Genomic DNA, 20415 nt, shown 5'->3' with positions numbered 1-20415 from the left:
ATTAAATAAAATTAAGTCATAATTATGAAAAGAGAAACTTAATTCAAAAAAGGAAGCTACCATACAAAATAGACTAATAAATGATACTATTTATAATCATATAGAGTATACGAAACTAGAAGATTTGATTTTACAAAGTAAGATATTAAATAGACTGCAATTTGTAACACAAAATGCCCTAGCTTATTTTTCATTTCCTTCAATCACAACAAAAAGATTTATACACTGTTTGGGAACAATGCATGTAAGCTCATATATGCTTAAAAATGCACTTTTAAATAGTGATTCATCTACTAGAGATATATTTCTAAGAAGTATGAAAAAAGTTATACATGACATAATTGTAGAAGATAATTTAAATATCACATTTGATGAAGGTAATTCTTATTTTGATAATAAGGCCTTATACCAATTTTCAATACCAACAAATTCTAAAATATACAATGATACTTATATAATAACATTACAAGCAGTAAGACTAGCAGGATTATTACATGATGTAGGACATCTTCCTTTTTCTCATCAAGTTGAAAATGCTTTAAAAAGAGTATATGAAAATATACAAAACAGTCCTGATTTACTTCAAAAAGAAGAGAATTTTAAAGATTTATATGAAGATATAACTTCAAATCAAAAGCAAGTATTACATGAAGCAATTGGTGAAAACTTTATTGATTTATTATTTAAAGAAGAACTTATAAAAAATAGTGATAGACAATCAGATATTGATTATTTCAAATTATTGCATAAGCTTTGTATGTTTATATTAAAAGAGAAGATTTATGGAAAATTTGATTTTAAAGTATTACATTCAATTATTAGTGGAACTATTGATGCTGATAGATTAGATTATATAAATCGGGATATGGTAGCTTCTGGATATATTGGTGGAGCAAATGACAACTTAAGAATCACAAAACATACTGTATTAGTAAGAGATGGGAAAACTTTTAAAATAAGCTTCTTTGATATGGGATTAATAGATATTGAACATCTTTTAGAAATGAGATTTAATCTATATAAAAAGGTAATCTATAATCATGGTATTGCAAAAACAGATGCACTTTTGGAAAATGTAGTTTTATATCTTTCTAAAAAATATTTTAAAAATGGCATGTTTTATGAAAGAAACTCATCAAATTGTATTGCCATGCTTTGGAATTTTTTAAGTGAAAAAAATGAAGAGAGACGATTAGATATTGTCTCTATGCTTGATGAAAATTGGCTAATTTCACTATTTAAAAAAGAGTATTTTGAAATAAAAAATAAAGATATAAAAACAAATGATGATAAAAAGTATTTAAAATCATTTGAAGAAGTACTTTTTGGAAAAAGATTTTTTAGATCCCCTTGGAAAAATTTAAATGAATTTTATAAAGTACTAGAATTTTCTACAATCGAAAGATATAAATTTAGAGAAAGCTTTGGATACCTTACAAAAAATAGATTCAAAAAACTTAGAATAGAATTAGATAAATTTATAAAAAAATGGGAAACGCAAGAAGAAGATATATTTTTCACATATCAAATTGTATCTTTTACTTTGGGATTAAATAAAGAATTTACTTTATATGATGGGGAAGAGATTATCCCTATAGATGAAATTTCAACTGTTAGAAAAAGATTAAAGAAATCTATGTTAAATACTGTGCCTTTTTATATATATACAAACAAAAAAGAGATGAATCTAACTTTGAAAAAAGAGCTTAAAGATATAGTGTTTAAAATCTTTGAAGATTAAATAATAAATTAAGACAAATCCTTAAGAATTTTTAGTTATTATTACGAAAAATTATCCTAATAGGACTTGTCATGTTTAACAAAATAAAATCATTTGTAGATGGTGGATTTTTTACAAAATTCATAACCTATTTAATTGTATTAAATGGTATTACGATGGGATTAGAGACTTCAAAAGCATTTATGGCAAACTATGAAGTATATGCAATGCTTTTTAATCAAATTGTTATTACAATATTTACAATAGAAATTATACTTAGAATTTATGTTCATAGAATATCTTTTTTTAAAGATCCTTGGAGTATCTTTGATTTTACAATAGTTGCTATTTCATTAGTACCATTAAGTTCTGGGTTTGAAATACTAAGAATATTAAGAGTATTAAGACTTTTTAGACTTATAACTGTTGTTCCTCAAATGAGAAAGATAGTGACAGCACTTATTAGCGTAATACCTGGTATGTTATCTGTTATTGCACTTATGAGCCTATTCTTTTATATCTTTGCTATTATGTCTACTCAACTATTTTCACAAAGTTTTCCTCAATGGTTTGGTACATTAGGTGAATCATTTTATACTCTATTTCAAATCATGACTTTAGAGTCTTGGTCTATGGGAATTGTAAGACCTATCATGGAAGTTTATCCCCACGCTTGGATTTTCTTTGTTCCATTTATTTTTATTGTGACCTTTGTAATGATAAATTTAGTTGTAGCAATCATTGTTGATGCAATGGCAATACTAAATCAAGATGAAGAGAAACATATTATTGAAGAGGTTCAATCAAATGAACACCATGTAAATGATGAAATTAAAAAATTAAGAGAAGAGATTTCTGAGCTTAAAGTATTAATAAAGGCAACTATAAAAAGTTAGCCTTTATAAAATTATTTTAGTCGTTTCTTGAAGTTACTTCTATAAGATGGTAACCAAATTCTGTTTGAACTGGACCTTGGATTTCTCCTACAGGAGCAGTAAATACAACATCTTCAAACTCTTTTACCATTTGACCTTTACCAAATGTACCTAAAGCTCCACCTTGATCTCCTGATGGACATAATGAATATTGTTCTGCAGCTTCTACAAAATCTAAATCCCCACTAATTATTTGTTCTTTTACTTGGTTACATATCTCTTCATTGTCTATTAAGATATGTCTTGCACTAGCTTCCACTGCCATTAATACTCCTTTTTAAAATAAATCTACACACTGAACTTCATCTGGAAAAAATTCTTTTATCTTACCTCTTCCTAGATTCTTTGCTTCATAAAGTGATATATCAGCGTTTCTTAAAATATAATCAACAGAATTTGTTTGATTATCATAATGGGTGATACCCACACAAATAGTTTTTTTCAAAGTATAACCTGAGGGAGATACTTTTACTTCACTTTTTGCAAAAACGTCGATTAACTTTTGAGCTACAAGTTTCGCATCATTTTGTGATGTAAGTCCAACTAAAGTAACCAAAAATTCATCCGCTTCTAATCTTACAACGATGTCAGATTCCCTTATATTATTTCTTAATATTTCTGATAAACTAATTAAAACATTATCACCAACATCATAATCAAACTCATCAATAACTGCTTTAAAGTGATCAATTCCTATCATTAAAAATGAGATATTTTTATTTTCTCTTTTTGCCAAAGGTAAAAGTTTATTTAAGTGTTCAACTAAAAACTTTCTATTATAAACACTTGTTAAGGGGTCTTTGAAGGTGAGTTTTTGTACTAATTCTTGATAGGAAACACTTGTTATAAAAGGTGCTACCATATAAAAAAAGGCATTTAATATTTCATCATTTGATGTAATTTCTTTTAGATGTTTTTTATTTTCACAAACTAAATAAAAATTAATCGCTAAACTTTTATTCATAAAAATTTTATATTTTTTAATCATTGAGCTATTTTCATAAACTTCATCACTAGAGTTTTGAAAAGCAATCTCTTTATCTTTTTCATCTAAAGAATCAATTACAATTTTTAATGATTTTACATAAAAAGTTTTTTCAAGCCATATTTGTAGCTCTTCATAGATAAGCTTAACTTCTTTTATATCTCTTAACTTGTCATAAAAATCAAGATATTCATAAATATTTTGATTAAAACAATTAGCTTCTAAAAATCTTTTTATTCCACTTACAATCAAATTATTCATCAAATTCCTTGAAAAATATATTATTTAATTATATATTACCTATTTTTACTTTTATTTTTTATAATATTAACTACCTATCAAATATTCTAAAAAATTTACCTTTGATTTTTAAAGACTCTTGTCCTTTGATTTTTTTCTCATAAGCATCAACTTTTATTGCCACATAAGAGCACATAGGAAGTATTTTTATCTTACCTATATCATCTTTTTCTAAGCCATTATCTTGAATCAAACACCCTAAAATATCAGCAGGTCTTAGTTTTAATTTTTTCCCACCACTTATATAAATAGTTCTAAATTCTGCTGTTAATTTATATACCTCATCAATCAAACTCTCTTCATCAACATAAACTAGCTCTTTATTTACTTGCAGTTCCTCAACTTTATCTTCATCATAATCATTATATAAAGTTAAAGCAACTCCACTTTTCCCAGCTCTTGCAGTTCTTCCTATTCTATGTGTATATACATTTGTATCATTTGCCATATCATAATTTATAACCATCTCAACATCATCAATATCAAGTCCCCTACTTGCTACATCTGTTGCAATTAGTATTGGGTATGACTTATTTGAAAAAAGTGTAATAATTTCATCTCTTGTTTTTTGTTCAAAATCAGAGTGTAAAACTAAAGGGTCATATCCCATATCATAAAGGTAGGTATCTAGTTCATCACATTTGATTTTTGTATTACAGAAGATTATTACTGAGCTTGGTTTATAAGTTGAGAATAGTTTTAATAAAACACTATCTTTTCTTGAAGTTTTTATAAACTCTTCTCTTATGGTACTTTCTGTATGAACTGTATCTACACTTTTAAAAATAGGATCTACTAAGATACCTTTTGAAAGCTCTTTTATATTTTCATCATAGGTTGCAGAGAATAGTAATGTTTGTCGCTGTTTTGGTATAAAGCTTATTACCTTTTCTATGTCTTCTAAAAATCCCATATCAAGCATTCTATCTGCTTCATCTAATACAAGAGTATCAATTGATTCTGGATTTAGGTTTTGCTCTCTTAGGTGAAACAGTACTCGTCCTGGAGTTCCAACTATTACATGTGCTCCATGGGTTAGTGAATGTGTTTGTCTACTTGAGGGAACGCCACCACATAAAGTCAATATTTTGATATTGTGTTTATATCTAGCTATTCTTCTAAGTTCAACTGCAACTTGGTCAGCAAGTTCCCTTGTAGGGCATAAAACTAAACATTGTGTTTTGAACTTCTTTACATCTAATTTATTTAATAGCCCTATTCCAAAAGCAGCAGTTTTTCCACTTCCTGTTTTTGCTTTTGCTATGACATCTTTTCCTTCTAATATTAAAGGTAAAGACTCTTCTTGTATTTTAGTTAGAGTTTCATAACCTAAAGATATCAAGTTCTCTTTTAGTTTTTCATCTATGTTTAGTGTAGTTATTGCTAGCATTTATATCTTCTTTAAGTAGTAAGTAACAGTAAGTACAATAGCTAAGATTATTGCTACTCCATAATACTTATAATCATCTGCGTAAGTTAAAACAACTTCGCCTAGTTTATAACTGATATATCCAACTATTACTGCCCAAAGAATTGTAGCAAAGAAGTTAAATATAGTAAATTTTTTAAATGAGTATTTTGTAAGTCCCATAGCCAAAGGAATCAAAGTTTTTATCCCATACACATACTTTTGTAAAAATACAACTGGTGAGCCATATTTTCTCATCCACAAATGGGCAAGTGCAACTTTTCTTCCATGCTTTTTCATTATATCTTTTGCGTAGTTTTTATTTGTTCTTGCCATATAAAATAGAAACTGATCTCCTAAGAAGTTTGAACTAGCTGCAACTATAATACAAATATATATATTTAAATCCCCAGAATAAGCTAAAACACTTGCAACCACAAGTCCAACAAAACCACCACCAAATGAGTATAAGAATAGAGCTAAGTAACCCCATTGATTAATTATATCTTCCAAAACAATCCTCTATATTTATTAATAGCAAGAATACTATCTAAAATAGTGATAAAAAGCTCTTAACTTCTCTTGTGCCTCTTCTATACTTATAGGAGAGAATCTTATTTTGCTATTTGGTTTTACTTGGGCTAAATTAAAACAATCTAGGCTAAAAACAGTTCCAATCTTCGGATATCCCCCAATTGTCTGTCTCTCTTTTAATAAAATAATTGGTTGTCCATCACTTGGTATTTGAATAGCTCCAAAGGCAATACCCTCGGAAATGATTCCATTGATATCTGATTTTATTACTTCACCATTTAACTTACACCCCATTCTATTAAAATCATTGGTTATAGTATAAGAGTTTGAAAAGAATTTATCTTTCTCTTCTTGGGGAAAATTATCTTCTTGGGAACAAAGAATTACTCTTAAAATCAATTCATCACTATACTTTGGAATATATTCTTGATGTAGTCTTTTTTTATATGTGGGTTGTGAGCTTTTAAAAGGTAAAATATCCCCTTTTTTTAATTTATCACCATCTATCCCACCAAGTTTCTCTTTTATAGTTGTACTATTACTTCCAAACTCTTTTTTTATATCAAAACCACCACTTACTGATAGATACACTCTCGTACCCTCTATTATTCTTCCAACTTTTAAAATATCACCTTTTTTTATATTGTGTGTTTCCCAAGTATTCATTAAAACATCATTTATAAAAAACTCACATTTCGCACCTGTAAGTGCGATTTGTGTTGAAGTATTTACCTTAAACTGAACATTTGAAAAAGATATTTCTAGGGCATTTGTACCATAATCATTTCCAAGGATTTTATTTACATATAAATAAGCATACTCATCCATAACCCCTGAATTCGAAACTCCAATATTCGAATAAGAGAATCTTCCCATATCTTGAATTGTAACAAGGATTGGTTTATTTATTATTTCTAAACTCATATAATTCCACCTTGAGCTAAAAACTCTTCTTTACTGATTGCATTAAATTTAACCTTATCTCCAACACTCAAAGGTGAAAGTTTTTCTAAACTCTTATCAAATAGTTCCATTGCTGTTCGTCCTATAATATTCCATCCACCAGGTGAACTTTGAGGATAAACTGCTGTTTGTCTATCTGCAATAGCTACTGAGCCTTTAGGTACGCTTTTTCTTGGGCTTGATAATCTTGGAACTGCTATTTGTTTATCCACACTAGCTAAAAATCCAAAACCAGGAGCAAAACCTATGGCATATACATCATAAAGTTTTTGTGAATGTATCTCTATAATCTTTTCGATTGGAAGTTTTGTTTTTATACTCATATCACTTAAGTCTAAACCAACCTCTTGCCCATAATATACATCTATATTTATTATATTCTTTGAACTATTATCTTCATACTCTAAGTTTATACTTTGTTTTAGTAATTCCACTAAAGATGAATAATCATATTTGAAAATATCGTAACTTATGTAAATAGTAGTATATGAAGGAATAATCTCTATTAGCCCTTCTATATTTAAACTTCTCAAAGAGAGATATGCTTTTTGTACATCTTGTGCTATTTCTTCACTTATTTCATTTCCAAAATATATAACTAATGAATCAACAGAAGCTACTTTAAATATCATGCAGATATTTCCTTTCTAAGTATTTTTATAAACTCTAAGGCATTTTGGGTATCACCATGTACACAAAGAGCATCAACTTCTAAGGCTAACTCTTTTCCACTAATACTATTTAAACTACCCTTTTCTTTTAGGTTCTTAACTCTTGTTATAACCTCTTTTTCATCATGAATTACCGCATTTTTTTCACTTCTTGAAACTAAACTTCCATCATCATTATAATTTCTATCTGCAAATACTTCATATAATAAAGCAATATTATAACCCTTTGCGATTTTTGCATATTCTTCATTTTTTGGACTTGATAATATCATTAGATTTATACTCTTATCGTAAGAAGAAATAGCACTTAAAATTGCTCTAAATACATTCTCTTTATTCATCATATCATGATAAAGTCCACCATGGGGTTTTACATAAGAGACATAAGTATCATGTACTTTACAAAAAACACTTAATGCCCCAATTTGATATAAAACAATTGAGCTTATCTCTTCATCACTACAAGGTATACTTCTTCTACCAAATCCAACTAAATCTTGATATCCAGGATGTGCACCAACTGTTACATGGTATTTTTTAGCTAAAGCAACTGACTTATTCATAGTAAGAGCATCACTTGCATGGAATCCACAAGCAAGATTTGCCATATTGATATATGGCATAATCTCTTCATCTAATCCCATCTTCCAAATACCAAAACTCTCACCCATATCACAATTTAATTTTATACTCATCTTCTCTCCTATAATTCAATCTATTTTGCAGTCATATATCTAGGTACAAACTCTACAATTTCTGGGAAAACTGTAATTAAAACAACTGCAACAATCATCAAAATAAAAAATGGAAGTGTTGCTTTTAATATGTATTCTATTTTTTCTCCACTTATACTTTGTATAACAAAGAGTGAAAAACCAACTGGTGGGGTGATTTGAGATAACTCTACCATAAATACTAAAAATATACCAAACCATAATGGATCAAAGCCAGCTAATTGAACAATAGGTAATACAATAGGCAAAGTCATAACAACAATAGAAATACCATCTAAAATCATTCCTAAAAATACATACATTATACCAATAATTAAAATCAAAGCAAAAGGTGAAAGCCCCATTGAGGCTATAAATTCACTAATTGCTCTTGCAATACCTAAGAATCCTACTACTTGAGATAAAAATCCAGCTCCAACTATTATAAAACTTATCATTACAGAAGTTTTAATAGTATTTAATAAAGCATTTCGCAAAATTTCAATTGATAAACTTTTAAAATAAATTGCCAAAATTACTGAACCTAAAACACCTAAAGAAGCAGCTTCAGTTGGAGTTGCTAACCCTCCATAAATAGAACCTAACACTACAGTTATCAAAGATATAACGGGAAATAAATCTTTTAATGAATGAGTAAAATCTTTTAAAGAATATTTATCTTTATTTACAGGAACTACACTTTTATCAACACTTGCAGCAATCATTATATAAACTGAATAAAGCGTTGCAAGTAATAATCCAGGAAGGATTCCTGCCATAAAAAGTTTACCTATTGATACATTTGATAATACTCCATAAATAATCATAATAAGTGAAGGAGGAATCAAAAATCCTAATGTTCCACTTCCTGCAAGGGAACCTAATGCAAGTGATTTTGAATAACCTCTTTTTTTAAGTTCATCAAGGGTAATTTTTCCAACTGTTGCAGTTGTTGCTGAACTTGAACCTGAAATTGCGGCAAAAAGTGAACATGCAGCAACATTTATATGTAAAAGTTTTCCTGGAATGAAGCTCAACCATGGAGTTAATCCATTTAATAATCTTGTAGAAATAGATGATTTATATAAAATCTCTCCCATTAAAATAAATATTGGTAAAGCTGCCAAAGACCATGAATTTAAGGAATCATACATAGAAGCTGCAAGCAAATCACCAATCTTATCATATATTGAAAGAACAGGTGGTAAATTATTTACAGCAATCAACATACCTAAAATACCTGTTAAGATTAATGAAACCCCGATCCAAATTGAAGATAACAAAAATACAAACATTATGAATACAAGAACAATTGATAAAATTAAAGGATCAGATATCATTTCTTAATCCTTTCAATACAAAAGCTAAAACTGCCAAAATAAATAAGCTAATACCTAATGGCATAACTAACTGTGTTAAATATAGTGGTGTTTCAGAAACTGCTTCTGAGACCATCTGCATATCATAAGAATCATAAGTAAAAAGAATCGTTCTATAAAGTGCAAAAACTAATATGAAAATAGTAATTAAACCAGCAAATACATCAATAAATCTATTTGATTTTTCACTCATTTTAGAAGTTAAGATATTGATTCTAATATGTGCATCTTCATTAAAGGTGTAAGCTAAACCTAAAAAAATTGCAGCTAAATACAAATATCCACTATATTCATCTGCAATCATTGTGGACATATCAAAGAAGTATCTAATAAATATCTCTGTTAAGATTAATAAAACTAATGATATTAATAAAAGTGATGCTAAATAAGCTCCCCACAATGAGAGCTTATTTATAAAAGAATAAAATATTTTCATAGTTTACTTTCTATATTCTTCAAATATTTTTTTAGTATCTTTGTTGGCATCTTTTAAATACTCATTTAGCATTTTATCAGCAACTTTAGATAACTCTTCTTTTAATTTTGGAGTAACTTCCCAAATATGCATACCATTTTTTGCCATAGTATCAAGTGCATCTTTATCTTCAGCTTTTACAGCTTCCCATTGTGATTTTTCAACTTCAGCTGCTGCTTTTAGCATAGCATCTTTTTGAGAAGAGCTTAAAGAATTCCAATAATCGAGATTAACTGTAACTGCTTGTAAAGGATAAGCATAGCTTATTTTTGTAAAGTCAGTTAATACTTCCCAAAATTTACCATCTTTCCCTGAACTTGATGATGTAATAACAGAATTAACTAAACCCGTTCTAAGAGCTGAATAAACTTCTCCCCAAGGTAAGGCGACTGCATTTCCACCTGCATCATTTACAAAATTTGCAGAGTTTTTATCATAAGTTCTAGTTTTTACACCATCAAAATCTGCCAATGATTCTAACTTTTTATTTCCATAAAATCCAGATGGTGGCCAAGTTACACTATAAAGTAATTTTTGATTCCATCTTCTTGCAGTTTTTTCATATGCAGGTTTTGAGATTTGATATAATTTATAAGCATCATCATAAGATTGAGCGATAAATGGTAAAGCAGAGATACCAAATACTTTACCACCACCAGCAGTAAATGGTATAAACATATCAGCCATAGCAACAGTTGCATCTTTTACAGCTTTTAAAGGATTACCTTTTACCAATGAAGAACCTGGATATACTGTAATATCAACAGTTCCATCTGTATATTTTTTTACTAATGTAGCAAATTTCTCAGCACCAACAGTATGAAAGTTATCTGCTCCATACTTTGCATTTAAATTCATTTTTACATTTCCAGCAAAAACCATACTGGCAAGTGAAGCAATAATTAAACATTTTTTCAACATGAGTTTTCCTTATTTTTTAGATAAGTAATAATAGTTTTATATAGTGAGTAATTAGTGAGTTTTAAAATATTTAATGAAGTTTTAGTTTATAGCCTTCTTGAGGAATATTTTCTATTAATTCTATTGGTAATCTTTGTCTTAACTCTTTTATAAAAGTTTTTAAAGCACTCATACTCATAGATTTATCTTTCCAAATATACTCTTCAATCATAGAATAAGTTAATACTCTATTTTTATTTTCATGAAGTAAAAGAAGAAAATTTTTATCTCTTTTTCTTAAAAGAACTTTTTCATTTTTATAATAAAGTTCTCTTTTTCCCATATCAAAGTACAACTCTTCTGAAAATACAACTTTCTTTTTTAGTTTATTTCCAAGGGCTTTTATAACTCCACTTAATAAATTATCTGAAACAACTGGTTTTAAAATATAATGATTTATATTTAGATTTATAAGATTTAAAAGGTACTCTTCACTTGAATATGCTGTTAACATTATAACAATAGTTGTTAAATCATTTTTTCGTATCTCTTCAATCATTTGAATACCATTTTTTTCTGGCATTTCTATATCTGATATTATTATATTTGGTTTCTTTTCATAGTATAAATAATAGCCCTCTTCTCCATTTGCTGCTTCATAAACTTCTGAAAAATAGTATTTTAGAGTATTAACTAATCTTTTTCTAATACCATCTTCATCTTCAACACAAAGAATTGTATAGTTTTTTAATTGTTCTATTATTTCATCCATTTTTATACCTTTACTTTAATTTTAAAAAGTGCCCCATTTTCTGTATTTTCAACACTTAACTCTCCACCCATATTTTTTTCAATAATCATCTTAGACATATATAATCCAAGTCCTGTACCTTGAGAACTACTTTTTGTAGTAAAATATGGTTCAAATATCAAATCTAAATGTTCTTCTTCTACCCCATTTGCATTATCTTGAACAATTACAATTGCATATCCATCTTTAAAATCTACTTCTAAATCTATTCTTGGATTTTTTATTTCTCTTTGATTTAATATATCTTTTGCATTTGACATAAGATTTAATAAAACTTGTGCAAATTCTCTTTTATATCCATAAATTTCATAATTCATTTTTATATTATAATGAAGTTTAATATTTGAATTTTTAACAGATGCACTAATCAAAGAAATAGCTTCCATACAAGAATCTTCTATATAAAAATAAACTTTCTTTTTATCTGGTTTAAAAAAGTTTCTAAAGTCATCTATTGTATACGACATAAACTGGATAAGCTTATTAGATTCTTCAACAGACTCTTTTATCATCACATCATCTGCTTTTTTAAACTTTGCTGCTGTTTCAAGTTCCATTAATATACCAGCTACTTCACTTAAAGGTTGCCTCCATTGATGTGCTATCATTGATAACATTGTACCCATTCGAGCTAATCTTGATTGATGGAGCATTGCTCTATCTTTTTTTTGAACCTCTTCAATTGCAACTTGAACTTTTTTTTCTAAATTTTTGTTCATATCTTCTAAAAGAAACTCTTTTTTTTGTACATTTTCTTGATAATGTTTAAAAGCTTTTGAGATTTTTCTTGACATAATATAAGAAATAATACCAATCACTAACATAACAAGAAATGATATAAATACTACTAATCTAATATATTTGTCAATTCTTTTTTCTAATAGTTCTTTATTCTTGTCTATAGAGTTTTGTATGTCATCAATATATAATCCAGCACCAATAACCCAATTATATTTTTGATAAAGCCTAAAAAAACCAAGTTTTTTAGAGAAATTTATCTTTCCTGGTTTTTGCCAATAGTATTCTATAAAAACACCATTTGGGTTATTTATTGTTTTATTCACAAACTCTTTAGTTATAAAACTACCTACTGCATCTTTTAAAGAAATATCATATGTATTTAAACTATTTTTTCTAAAAGGATGAGCTCTTAAATAATAAGAAGTATCATGAATCCAAATATATCCATTTTTTTCATAACGAATTGTTTCGGTATATCTTAAAACTTGATTTTTCAACTCTTCAATACTTAACTTTTTATTATTTTTCACTTGGAAGTTTATATAGTTTATTATACTTTGAATTTCTCTTTCAAGAATATTCTTTTGCTTTGAAATATAGTCATTTTCAACTCTTATACTTTCTTCTTTAAAGTATTTATTTTGATTTTGTATAAAAAAGTATATATTAAAAAAAGCAATAAGTATTACTGTAATTATAGGAGTTAATATAATTAATTTTGGTATATTCTTTTCTGTAAACATTATAATCCTACTTTTTTTAATTATATTTTATGAAAGTGAGTTAATGGTAAGTAATAGACTAGTTTTATAATCTCTTTATATTAAAGGTCATCTTTTACACCCTGTTTTCTCAATCTAATAACAACCAAGAAAGATATAGTTACACAAATCAAAACAACATCTACTTTCATATTGTATGAAATAATAAACAAAACTAAAGTAGCAACTAAAGCCAACTTTCTATATAAAAATGAATATAAATAAATTAATACTGCCCCTGCAAAGAATAATAATACAGCCATTTCTTCCCCTTTTTCTTTAATCAAAGTTTAACTACAAAAAGTGTTTAAGAAGTGTGTAAAAAAACTTAATATAATTAATTATTTAATAATCCACTAACTACTTTTATAAACTTATAATTTTTCTCAGAACTCCCATGTAAGCATATTGTATCAGCTTGTAAAAAAAGTTTAATTCCATTTTTACTAGTTATATATCCTCTTTCTTTTAAAGTCTCTACCCTTTGTATAATATCTAACTCATCATTTATAAAAGAGTCCTTTTCACTTCGGGAAAGAATAAAACCTTCATCGTGATAATTTCTATCCACATAAACTTCTAATATAAGAGAGATTCCATATAAAAGCGCTATTTGTTTGTACTTTTCATTTTTTTGACTTGATAAAATAACTAATTTTATATTTTTATCATAAGCACTAATTGCACTTAAAATTGATTTAAAAATCGATTCATCATCCATCATATCATTAAAAAGAGAACCATGAGGTTTTACATAAGATATACTTTTCCCATATATTTTGCAAAAAGCATTTAGTGCACCCATTTGATATATAACAATGGCTAAAATTTCTTCTAAAGAATATACTATTTTTCTTCTTCCAAAACCTGATAAGTCTTGATATGCAATATGAGCTCCCATTTGAACATTGTATTTTACTGCTAAACTAACTGCTTTTTCCATATTCAATGCATCACCTGCATGAAAACCACAAGCAAGATTTGCCATATTAATATAAGGCATTATCTCTTCATCATTTCCCATCTTCCAAATACCAAAGCTATCACCAACATCGCAATTTAATTTTATGTTCATGCTATTACCTAATAAATTATTTATATTAATTATAACAAATTTTATATTTAATTCATTTTCTTATTTTTTTTCAATATAATTCTATAAAAATTCAAAAGAGAAAAAATGATTGAGTCCAATGAAGAGATAGTAGAAAGAAGAAAAATAGCAAACGATTTTAATTGCAGTGAAGAAATTTTTAAAAATATCAAAAATTGTGTAACATTTTTTGGAAGTGCAAGAACAAGTCAAGATACAGAAATTTGTCAACTAGCTGAAGATTTAGCTTTTAATTTAGCAAATAAAAATATCAATATTGTTACAGGGGGAGGTGGTGGAATAATGGAAGCTGCCAATCGAGGTGCGTATAAAGCAAAAAGTGTAGAATCAATTGGGCTAAATATTTTAATTCCAAATGAGCAAAAACTAAATTCTTTTACTACAAGAAATCATACATTTAATTACTTCTTTTCAAGAAAATACATGCTAGTAAAATACTCAGCTGCTTGTGTAGTTTTTCCAGGTGGATATGGCACACTCGATGAACTTTTTGAAATAATTATTTTAGTTCAAACTAAAAAACTAAAAAATTTAAAAATATATCTTTATGATACAACTTTTTGGAAAGATTTAATCTCTTTTATTGAGAATACTTTATTAAAAGAAGGAATGATTAGTAAAAATGAACTAGATGTATTTATATTAACTGATGATTTGGATTTTATTGAAAAAGATATACTAAAACTATTTAATATAAATTAATTAGTTTTGGTACATGTGATATTTTTTATTTTCTGCTGCTACTCTTTTTTGTTCATTTTGATAAAATTCTATTGCTTTTTGTTTTATATTTTCATCAATATCATTTTCTAAATATTCATTGATGCAATCATTTATTACTAATATATAAACAACAGTATTTAATAAAACACCCTCTTCATCATGAGTTAACTTTGCTAAGTCAATAGAGTATATAGCTTCTTGAAAAGTATAAAATAGTCTTAAATCACTTCTTTCAAGCCTATAAGTGTAACCTTTTATATTTAAATAATTATCATAAAATTTATTATAATATTCACTTTTTATGATTTCATTTTTATATTTCTCAACTTCTTCTTTTAGTTCTGATACATCTTTGGCTTCTAATTGTTTATTTTTATATTGATATAAAAATTGTGTAGCTTCATCAAACAATAAAGTTTCTCCTTAAATAGAAATTAAATTTCTTTTATAACTTTTTTAAATAGGATATATTTTATCCTATTTACATTACAATTCTTTCGTCATACAAACAAACTTTAGCTTTCGTTGCTATTGTCTCCTTATTAATAACGGTGATTCCACCGTTATTTAATTTCCCCGTATTCTTCTTTCTGATTCTTTTGTAAAATATGAATTAAACATATTAAACTTAACCAAACTATAATTGTAGTTTATGTCAGTTCTTGGAGCATTTACATATTTAAAGTTAAATTTGGGATCTAATATTTTAATTATTTCTTGTGATAATTTTCCTTTATTATCTATAATTAAAACATCTCTATTTATCGTATACATATCAATAATACTTACATATTTTTCATTATTTACTTTATAAGTTGATATTTCATAATAATCTTTTGAAAATCTATCTACTAACTCAAAACTTTTAAATTTCATTCTTGTTTTTAATTCATATGTAAAAAAACCAGTTACAGAACCATTCCAATGACAATTATCACTTAATTGAATATTTTCTAAAAATAGATTTCCATATATTTGATTATCATCTTTTAAAGTATATGAATTAATTGTACATTGAGAAAAGGTATGTTCTACCTTTGGATTTGTAAGAATTATTTTTTTATTTACATTTAATAAATTTATATTTGCAGAGCTATTTTTTTTATCATAATAAAAACTACTTGAAGCACAAGAAGTAAAAAATATAGCAATTAATGAAAAAATAAGAGATTTGAAAAACATAGTTTATCCTTTCTTTTTATTTTATTATACTCTTTTTTAATCACTACTTCCATTAAAGTAATGATTTGTAGAGTTATGTTTTACTAAACTTATTTCATGATATAAATCAAAAATTTCTCTTCCACTATATTTATATTCATAATCACTTTTTAATAGTTTAATAAACTCATTATAGAGTATTCCTTTTTTATCTATCATAAATACTTCTTTATTTACTTCCCAAATATATATTAAATGTACAAAACCTTTTGTAGATGTTTTATAAGTAGAGAACTCATAATGTTTAAATTCAAATCTCTCTTGTAACTCTAAGTCCTCTTTTATAGAGTCTTTTAACAAATTCTCAAAATAACCTCTTGCAAGTCCATTCCACGAACAATTTGTATCTAAATGGATATATTCAAAGAATAAATCATTACTATTGAAAGTGTATGCTTCTAATACATAAGGATCATGTCTTGTTTTTACTTCATAATTTTCCAATGTAAAATCAAATTTTTCATCATTTGGCAAAATAAAAGATAGCTCAGATTTATTAGCATCGAAGCTAAATACAGGACTTGACATTTGGTTCAATGAATTTAAAATTTTTTTAAAAAAGTTCATAGTGGCTACCTATTATTAAATTACTTTATTATAAGAAAAAAACTTATTTTATGCAAGTATTTTGAAGCATTTTATTGAAGTTTTTCAATAAGCTACCCTATTAATAGCTTATTGAAAGGGATAAAAGATAATTATTAATCCTAAAAGCACAAGTCCTACTCTTAAAAGAGTTTTTTGTTTATCATTAACTAAAGCATTTGATAAAAGACCTAAACCAAGTGCAATTTTTATAAAAGATAAAAATGCATATAAAAAATTAGTATCTGGTTCTATCAAAAATGGATTTACAACAAATGCCAAAGGTACAATATATAATCCAATACCTAATTTCATAGATTTCCCGGCTACTTCTATCCAATTTGCTTGGGCTATTCCTGATGCTATAAAAACTGTACCACACACAGGTGGAGTAATAGTGGAAAGTAAAGCAAACCAAAATACAAAAAGGTGTGCTTGAATAGCTGATAATCCATACTCTTGTAAAGTAGGACCTGCAATTGATACACAAATGATATAAGCAGCCGTAGTAGGAACTTCCATACCTAAAATCAAACAAGCAAATGCTGTTAAAAGTAACGCAACAAAAAGTTGTCCATTTGATAAATATAAAATAGCAGAAGTAATTTTAACTCCAATACCTGTGATATTTAAAACTCCAATTACAATACCTGCACAAATAATAACAGAAGCAATAGATGCAATTTGTCTAGAAGCAGTAATACAACCATCTACAAATTTTTCTATAAACTCTTTAAACGATATTTTCCAATCCCTATTTACAAGTAAAAGTAAAATAGAAGCAAATATTGCAAGGGCTGCTGAATACTGTGGTGTTTTACCTACAATTATTAAGGCATAAAGTAAGATTCCAAAAGGTATAAGAAAAAAAGGTGCCAGTTTTAAAACCAAGTTTAATTTAGGTATATCTTCCTTATCCATAGCAAGAAGATTATATTTTTTTGCAAAAACATCTATACCAATCCAAACAGTTACAAAAAATAAAATAGCAGGGAAAATTGCAGTTGCCATAATTTTGGCATATGGCACTCCTAAAAGTTCTGCCATTATAAAAGCTCCCGCTCCCATAAGTGGTGGCATAATTTGTCCACCAGTACTAGCAACTGCTTCAGTAGCACCTGCTAAACTTGCAGGGTACTTTAACTTCTTCATTGTAGGAATTGTAAAAGCACCTGTTGAAGCAACATTTGCAGAAGCAGAACCTGAAATAGAGCCAAAAAAAGCAGAAGCTAAAACAGATACTTTTGCAGCCCCACCTCTTAATCTTCCTGCAATTTTTGTAGATAAAGACATAAAGGCATTACCACCCTCCCCTATTCCTACAAAGGCTCCTAGTATTACAAATACTGCTACGACATTTACAGAAACACCTGTCAATCCTCCAAAAATACCACCTTCTGCTATAACTAATGTACCAAAGAAGCTATCCATTGGTATCTCTTGGTGTCCAAAGTTTCCAGGAATATAATGACCCCAAAGTCCATAAGCTAAGGCAATAGTTGCAGTTAAAGGAAGAGCTAGTTTTATAGCTCGTCTTGCCATTTCTAAAACACTTAAAATCAAAGATAAAGCAACAAAATATTGTAAAGAACCTTCTAATGAACCATATTGATTTTCTAAATCACTATAATTAAAAACTATATACAAAGAAGAAAATAGACCACACACTAATAAAATATATCCACCATATTTAATCAGTTTTGAACTATCTTCATCTTGTGATAAAAGGAAAATCCAAGGTAAAACTAAAGCTAAGTGTAAAGGACGACTAACTAAATTTGGCATAAGTCCAGTAAAGATTAAGTAAATATGAAATCCAACCGTAATAAAAGCTAAAAAAGTCACTGCCAAAAATTTTATTGACAGTAACCCATTCTTCTTTTGAACCATTATTTTAGACTTTGAGGAATAGTGGCATTAACTTCCATATAGTATTTTAATGCACCTTTATGAAGTTTAGTTTTAAACATATTTAAGTTTTTAAATGTGATTGCTTTCCACCAAATATTTTGTTTTTCTAACTGTGGTTTTGATTCCCAAAAAGCTTTTGTAAGTTTATAAGCAGTCTCTTCACTCATATTTGTAGTTGTATAAACTCCAACTGGAAGTGTAGTTGTTGCAACATCATAATCTACACCCGTATATGTACCAGCAGGGATTATTATTTTATCTCTTTTTGTTTTTCCAATTTGTTCATCATTCATACTTAAAAGTCTTATTTTATCACTAGCACTTGCTTCTATTACATTTGGTGCAGGATAAGAACCAGAAGTTGCAAACCCATCAATTTGTCCATTTTTAAGTGCAGTAACTGCACCTGATAATTCTGCACCTATTAGTTTAACATCATCTTTTAAACCAAATAAATCAATATATTTTTTAGCCTCTTTAGCTCCAAAACTTCCTTTTCCTATAAGTAATGATTTTCCTTTCAAATCTTCATAAGTTTTAATATCAGAATCAGCTCTTACAACCATATGCATAGTCAAATATGGGATAGGAAAAAGTGATCTTATTTTTGAATAATCCTCTGGATTATCATTTTTAAACATAGCTTGTTTGTTTTTAGCTAATCCAATTAAAGCAGGAGGTGTTGTAAAAACATAATTTCCTTTTCTTTTTCGTACCTCTTTTACATTTTGAACAGACCCTTGACTCTCTTCAATTGTTACACTCAAATCTTTATTTGAAGCTTTACTAACATCTTCACCAATTTGTACTGTCATTTGATAATAAGACGATGTAGATTTTGCAGCTTTCAAGGTTATTCGTTCAGTTGCATTTGCATTTAAGGCAATAGCAAGTATTGTAGCTATTGACAAGATTTTTGATAATTTCATGTTTACTCCATATAATAAAATCAGAAGATTATAACAATTTAAAATTAAATTTAGCCCTATAGATTGGGATTTCAACTAACTAGGTAAAAATTTTTATACCATTTTAAGTTAATTAGAATAGAATTCCATTAATAAATTAATAGTTAATATATTAACTATTAACTACATAACATTTTAAATCACCCAAATTTTAAGGAATAAACATGTCGTTTGAAATAGATAATGCATTTGGTGTATTAATAGCCAATATACGAAATTTACTAAAAAATCGTTTAGAAAAAGACTTACAAGAATATTGTGTTTCTCCTGCTGAGAGTATTATTATAAGAAGACTTTGTGAAAAAGATAATTTAACTCAAAGGGAGTTAGCAAAAGATACTTACTTTAAACAATCAAGCTTAACCCTTCTAATAGATAAACTTGAAAAAAAAGGAATGGTAGAGAGAAGAGCTAAAAAGAATGATAGAAGAGCATATTTGATTTGCATAACTAATGAAGGTAAAAAATTGGAACAAATTTTAAAAGATGCAAGTAAAAAAGTTGAAGAAGAAGCTCTAAAAGGTGTAGATAAAGGAACAGAAGAGCAATTAATTCAAATATTAAAAAATATACATTCAAATTTGAAGTCATAAAAAT

23 protein-coding genes are annotated in these 20415 nt (G+C 27.4%); 4 read left to right on the top strand and 19 right to left on the bottom strand.

Going from position 1 to position 20415, the window contains the following annotated elements:
- Positions 1-124 precede the first annotated feature (124 nt).
- Both ACNI3D_RS06790 and ACNI3D_RS06785 read left to right on the top strand, forming a co-directional pair.
- Positions 125-1741 (top strand): HD domain-containing protein, encoded by a 1617-nt coding sequence (locus tag ACNI3D_RS06790; RefSeq protein ID WP_419768735.1) that lies wholly within the window; start codon positions 125-127, stop codon positions 1739-1741.
- Positions 1742-1812: 71 nt separating this feature from the next.
- Positions 1813-2616, top strand: coding sequence for an ion transporter (locus ACNI3D_RS06785; protein WP_419768734.1), 804 nt, complete (start codon positions 1813-1815; stop codon positions 2614-2616).
- A 16-nt stretch (positions 2617-2632) separates the two neighbouring features.
- On the opposite strand, the gene ACNI3D_RS06780 is transcribed toward ACNI3D_RS06785, so the two are convergent.
- The 14 genes from ACNI3D_RS06780 to ACNI3D_RS06715 form a co-directional block, all read right to left on the bottom strand.
- Positions 2633-2920, bottom strand: a complete 288-nt coding sequence (locus ACNI3D_RS06780; RefSeq protein ID WP_419768733.1) for a peptidylprolyl isomerase — start codon at positions 2918-2920, stop codon at positions 2633-2635.
- Between the two features lie 12 nt (positions 2921-2932).
- The gene (locus tag ACNI3D_RS06775) at positions 2933-3901 is read right to left on the bottom strand and encodes a GGDEF domain-containing protein (protein WP_419768732.1); all 969 of its coding nucleotides are present in this window, start codon (positions 3899-3901) and stop codon (positions 2933-2935) included.
- Positions 3902-3971: 70 nt separating this feature from the next.
- Positions 3972-5330 carry an ATP-dependent RNA helicase DbpA gene (dbpA, locus tag ACNI3D_RS06770; protein WP_013135101.1) on the bottom strand — a complete coding sequence of 453 codons (1359 nt, stop codon included), beginning with the start codon at positions 5328-5330 and terminating at the stop codon, positions 3972-3974.
- Positions 5331-5861, bottom strand: coding sequence for a DedA family protein (locus tag ACNI3D_RS06765; RefSeq protein WP_375723375.1), 531 nt, complete (start codon positions 5859-5861; stop codon positions 5331-5333).
- Positions 5862-5894: 33 nt separating this feature from the next.
- Positions 5895-6806, bottom strand: a complete 912-nt coding sequence (locus ACNI3D_RS06760) for a 5-oxoprolinase subunit C family protein (protein ID WP_419768731.1) — start codon at positions 6804-6806, stop codon at positions 5895-5897.
- Positions 6803-7477 carry a 5-oxoprolinase subunit PxpB gene (gene pxpB, locus ACNI3D_RS06755; protein ID WP_419768730.1) on the bottom strand — a complete coding sequence of 225 codons (675 nt, stop codon included), beginning with the start codon at positions 7475-7477 and terminating at the stop codon, positions 6803-6805. The genes ACNI3D_RS06760 and pxpB overlap by 4 nt, the downstream gene beginning before the upstream one ends.
- Positions 7474-8211: a 5-oxoprolinase subunit PxpA gene (locus ACNI3D_RS06750; protein ID WP_419768729.1), complete on the bottom strand. Its 738-nt coding sequence runs from the start codon at positions 8209-8211 to the stop codon at positions 7474-7476. The genes pxpB and ACNI3D_RS06750 overlap by 4 nt, the downstream gene beginning before the upstream one ends.
- 20 nt (positions 8212-8231) lie before the next feature.
- Positions 8232-9569: a TRAP transporter large permease gene (locus ACNI3D_RS06745; protein WP_419768728.1), complete on the bottom strand. Its 1338-nt coding sequence runs from the start codon at positions 9567-9569 to the stop codon at positions 8232-8234.
- The gene (locus tag ACNI3D_RS06740) at positions 9559-10044 is read right to left on the bottom strand and encodes a TRAP transporter small permease subunit (protein WP_419768727.1); all 486 of its coding nucleotides are present in this window, start codon (positions 10042-10044) and stop codon (positions 9559-9561) included. The genes ACNI3D_RS06745 and ACNI3D_RS06740 overlap by 11 nt, the downstream gene beginning before the upstream one ends.
- Before the next feature lie 3 nt (positions 10045-10047).
- Positions 10048-11004 carry a TRAP transporter substrate-binding protein gene (locus tag ACNI3D_RS06735; protein WP_419768726.1) on the bottom strand — a complete coding sequence of 319 codons (957 nt, stop codon included), beginning with the start codon at positions 11002-11004 and terminating at the stop codon, positions 10048-10050.
- Between the two features lie 70 nt (positions 11005-11074).
- The gene (locus ACNI3D_RS06730) at positions 11075-11755 is read right to left on the bottom strand and encodes a response regulator transcription factor (protein ID WP_419768725.1); all 681 of its coding nucleotides are present in this window, start codon (positions 11753-11755) and stop codon (positions 11075-11077) included.
- A gap of 2 nt (positions 11756-11757) precedes the next feature.
- Positions 11758-13278 (bottom strand): cache domain-containing protein, encoded by a 1521-nt coding sequence (locus tag ACNI3D_RS06725; RefSeq protein WP_419768724.1) that lies wholly within the window; start codon positions 13276-13278, stop codon positions 11758-11760.
- 80 nt (positions 13279-13358) lie between these two features.
- A complete protein-coding gene (locus ACNI3D_RS06720) occupies positions 13359-13559 on the bottom strand; it encodes a hypothetical protein (protein ID WP_419768723.1) in 201 nt (66 codons plus the stop codon).
- Positions 13560-13633: 74 nt separating this feature from the next.
- Positions 13634-14371 carry a 5-oxoprolinase subunit PxpA gene (locus tag ACNI3D_RS06715; RefSeq protein WP_419768722.1) on the bottom strand — a complete coding sequence of 246 codons (738 nt, stop codon included), beginning with the start codon at positions 14369-14371 and terminating at the stop codon, positions 13634-13636.
- A 105-nt stretch (positions 14372-14476) separates the two neighbouring features.
- On the opposite strand from ACNI3D_RS06715, the gene ACNI3D_RS06710 reads away from it, so the two are divergent.
- A complete protein-coding gene (locus ACNI3D_RS06710; RefSeq protein ID WP_419768721.1) occupies positions 14477-15112 on the top strand; it encodes an LOG family protein in 636 nt (211 codons plus the stop codon).
- Here the strand turns inward: ACNI3D_RS06710 and ACNI3D_RS06705 are convergent, their stop codons facing one another.
- The 5 genes from ACNI3D_RS06705 to ACNI3D_RS06685 all read right to left on the bottom strand — a co-directional run bounded on the left by ACNI3D_RS06705 (position 15113) and on the right by ACNI3D_RS06685 (position 19779).
- Entirely contained in the window at positions 15113-15544 is a 432-nt protein-coding gene (locus ACNI3D_RS06705) for a hypothetical protein (protein WP_129099771.1), read from the bottom strand.
- Between the two features lie 156 nt (positions 15545-15700).
- Positions 15701-16315 (bottom strand): hypothetical protein, encoded by a 615-nt coding sequence (locus tag ACNI3D_RS06700; protein WP_419768720.1) that lies wholly within the window; start codon positions 16313-16315, stop codon positions 15701-15703.
- Positions 16316-16351: 36 nt separating this feature from the next.
- On the bottom strand, positions 16352-16921 hold the full coding sequence (locus ACNI3D_RS06695; protein ID WP_419768719.1) for a hypothetical protein: 570 nt from the start codon (positions 16919-16921) through the stop codon (positions 16352-16354).
- A gap of 108 nt (positions 16922-17029) precedes the next feature.
- Positions 17030-18829: a TRAP transporter permease gene (locus tag ACNI3D_RS06690; protein WP_419768718.1), complete on the bottom strand. Its 1800-nt coding sequence runs from the start codon at positions 18827-18829 to the stop codon at positions 17030-17032.
- On the bottom strand, positions 18829-19779 hold the full coding sequence (locus tag ACNI3D_RS06685) for a TAXI family TRAP transporter solute-binding subunit (RefSeq protein WP_419768717.1): 951 nt from the start codon (positions 19777-19779) through the stop codon (positions 18829-18831). Before ACNI3D_RS06685 ends, ACNI3D_RS06690 begins: the two co-directional genes overlap by 1 nt.
- Positions 19780-19982: 203 nt before the next feature.
- Here ACNI3D_RS06685 and ACNI3D_RS06680 point away from each other — a divergent pair, with 203 nt between their 5' ends.
- Complete coding sequence (locus tag ACNI3D_RS06680) at positions 19983-20411, top strand: MarR family winged helix-turn-helix transcriptional regulator (protein WP_419768716.1); 429 nt, start codon at positions 19983-19985, stop codon at positions 20409-20411.
- Positions 20412-20415 lie beyond the last annotated feature (4 nt).

The organism is Arcobacter siniprincipis (SeqCode), assembly GCF_048571125.1.
Lineage (GTDB): Bacteria > Campylobacterota > Campylobacteria > Campylobacterales > Arcobacteraceae > Arcobacter > Arcobacter siniprincipis.
Note: the sequence above shows the minus strand (reverse complement) of the source record. Positions and strands in the feature narration are given on the sequence as shown.

Bases quoted from the DNA above. Each gene is read 5' to 3' on its own strand.
- ACNI3D_RS06785 (WP_419768734.1), top strand. From the start codon at position 1,813: ATGTTTAACAAAATAAAATCATTTGTAGATGGTGGATTTTTTACAAAA.
- ACNI3D_RS06780 (WP_419768733.1), bottom strand. From the start codon at position 2,920: ATGGCAGTGGAAGCTAGTGCAAGACATATCTTAATAGACAATGAAGAG.
- ACNI3D_RS06775 (WP_419768732.1), bottom strand. From the start codon at position 3,901: ATGAATAATTTGATTGTAAGTGGAATAAAAAGATTTTTAGAAGCTAAT.
- dbpA (WP_013135101.1), bottom strand. From the start codon at position 5,330: ATGCTAGCAATAACTACACTAAACATAGATGAAAAACTAAAAGAGAAC.
- ACNI3D_RS06760 (WP_419768731.1), bottom strand. From the start codon at position 6,806: ATGAGTTTAGAAATAATAAATAAACCAATCCTTGTTACAATTCAAGAT.
- pxpB (WP_419768730.1), bottom strand. From the start codon at position 7,477: ATGATATTTAAAGTAGCTTCTGTTGATTCATTAGTTATATATTTTGGA.
- ACNI3D_RS06750 (WP_419768729.1), bottom strand. From the start codon at position 8,211: ATGAGTATAAAATTAAATTGTGATATGGGTGAGAGTTTTGGTATTTGG.
- ACNI3D_RS06745 (WP_419768728.1), bottom strand. From the start codon at position 9,569: ATGATATCTGATCCTTTAATTTTATCAATTGTTCTTGTATTCATAATG.
- ACNI3D_RS06740 (WP_419768727.1), bottom strand. From the start codon at position 10,044: ATGAAAATATTTTATTCTTTTATAAATAAGCTCTCATTGTGGGGAGCT.
- ACNI3D_RS06735 (WP_419768726.1), bottom strand. From the start codon at position 11,004: ATGTTGAAAAAATGTTTAATTATTGCTTCACTTGCCAGTATGGTTTTT.
- ACNI3D_RS06730 (WP_419768725.1), bottom strand. From the start codon at position 11,755: ATGGATGAAATAATAGAACAATTAAAAAACTATACAATTCTTTGTGTT.
- ACNI3D_RS06725 (WP_419768724.1), bottom strand. From the start codon at position 13,278: ATGTTTACAGAAAAGAATATACCAAAATTAATTATATTAACTCCTATA.
- ACNI3D_RS06720 (WP_419768723.1), bottom strand. From the start codon at position 13,559: ATGGCTGTATTATTATTCTTTGCAGGGGCAGTATTAATTTATTTATAT.
- ACNI3D_RS06715 (WP_419768722.1), bottom strand. From the start codon at position 14,371: ATGAACATAAAATTAAATTGCGATGTTGGTGATAGCTTTGGTATTTGG.
- ACNI3D_RS06710 (WP_419768721.1), top strand. From the start codon at position 14,477: ATGATTGAGTCCAATGAAGAGATAGTAGAAAGAAGAAAAATAGCAAAC.
- ACNI3D_RS06700 (WP_419768720.1), bottom strand. From the start codon at position 16,315: ATGTTTTTCAAATCTCTTATTTTTTCATTAATTGCTATATTTTTTACT.
- ACNI3D_RS06695 (WP_419768719.1), bottom strand. From the start codon at position 16,921: ATGAACTTTTTTAAAAAAATTTTAAATTCATTGAACCAAATGTCAAGT.
- ACNI3D_RS06690 (WP_419768718.1), bottom strand. From the start codon at position 18,829: ATGGTTCAAAAGAAGAATGGGTTACTGTCAATAAAATTTTTGGCAGTG.
- ACNI3D_RS06685 (WP_419768717.1), bottom strand. From the start codon at position 19,779: ATGAAATTATCAAAAATCTTGTCAATAGCTACAATACTTGCTATTGCC.
- ACNI3D_RS06680 (WP_419768716.1), top strand. From the start codon at position 19,983: ATGTCGTTTGAAATAGATAATGCATTTGGTGTATTAATAGCCAATATA.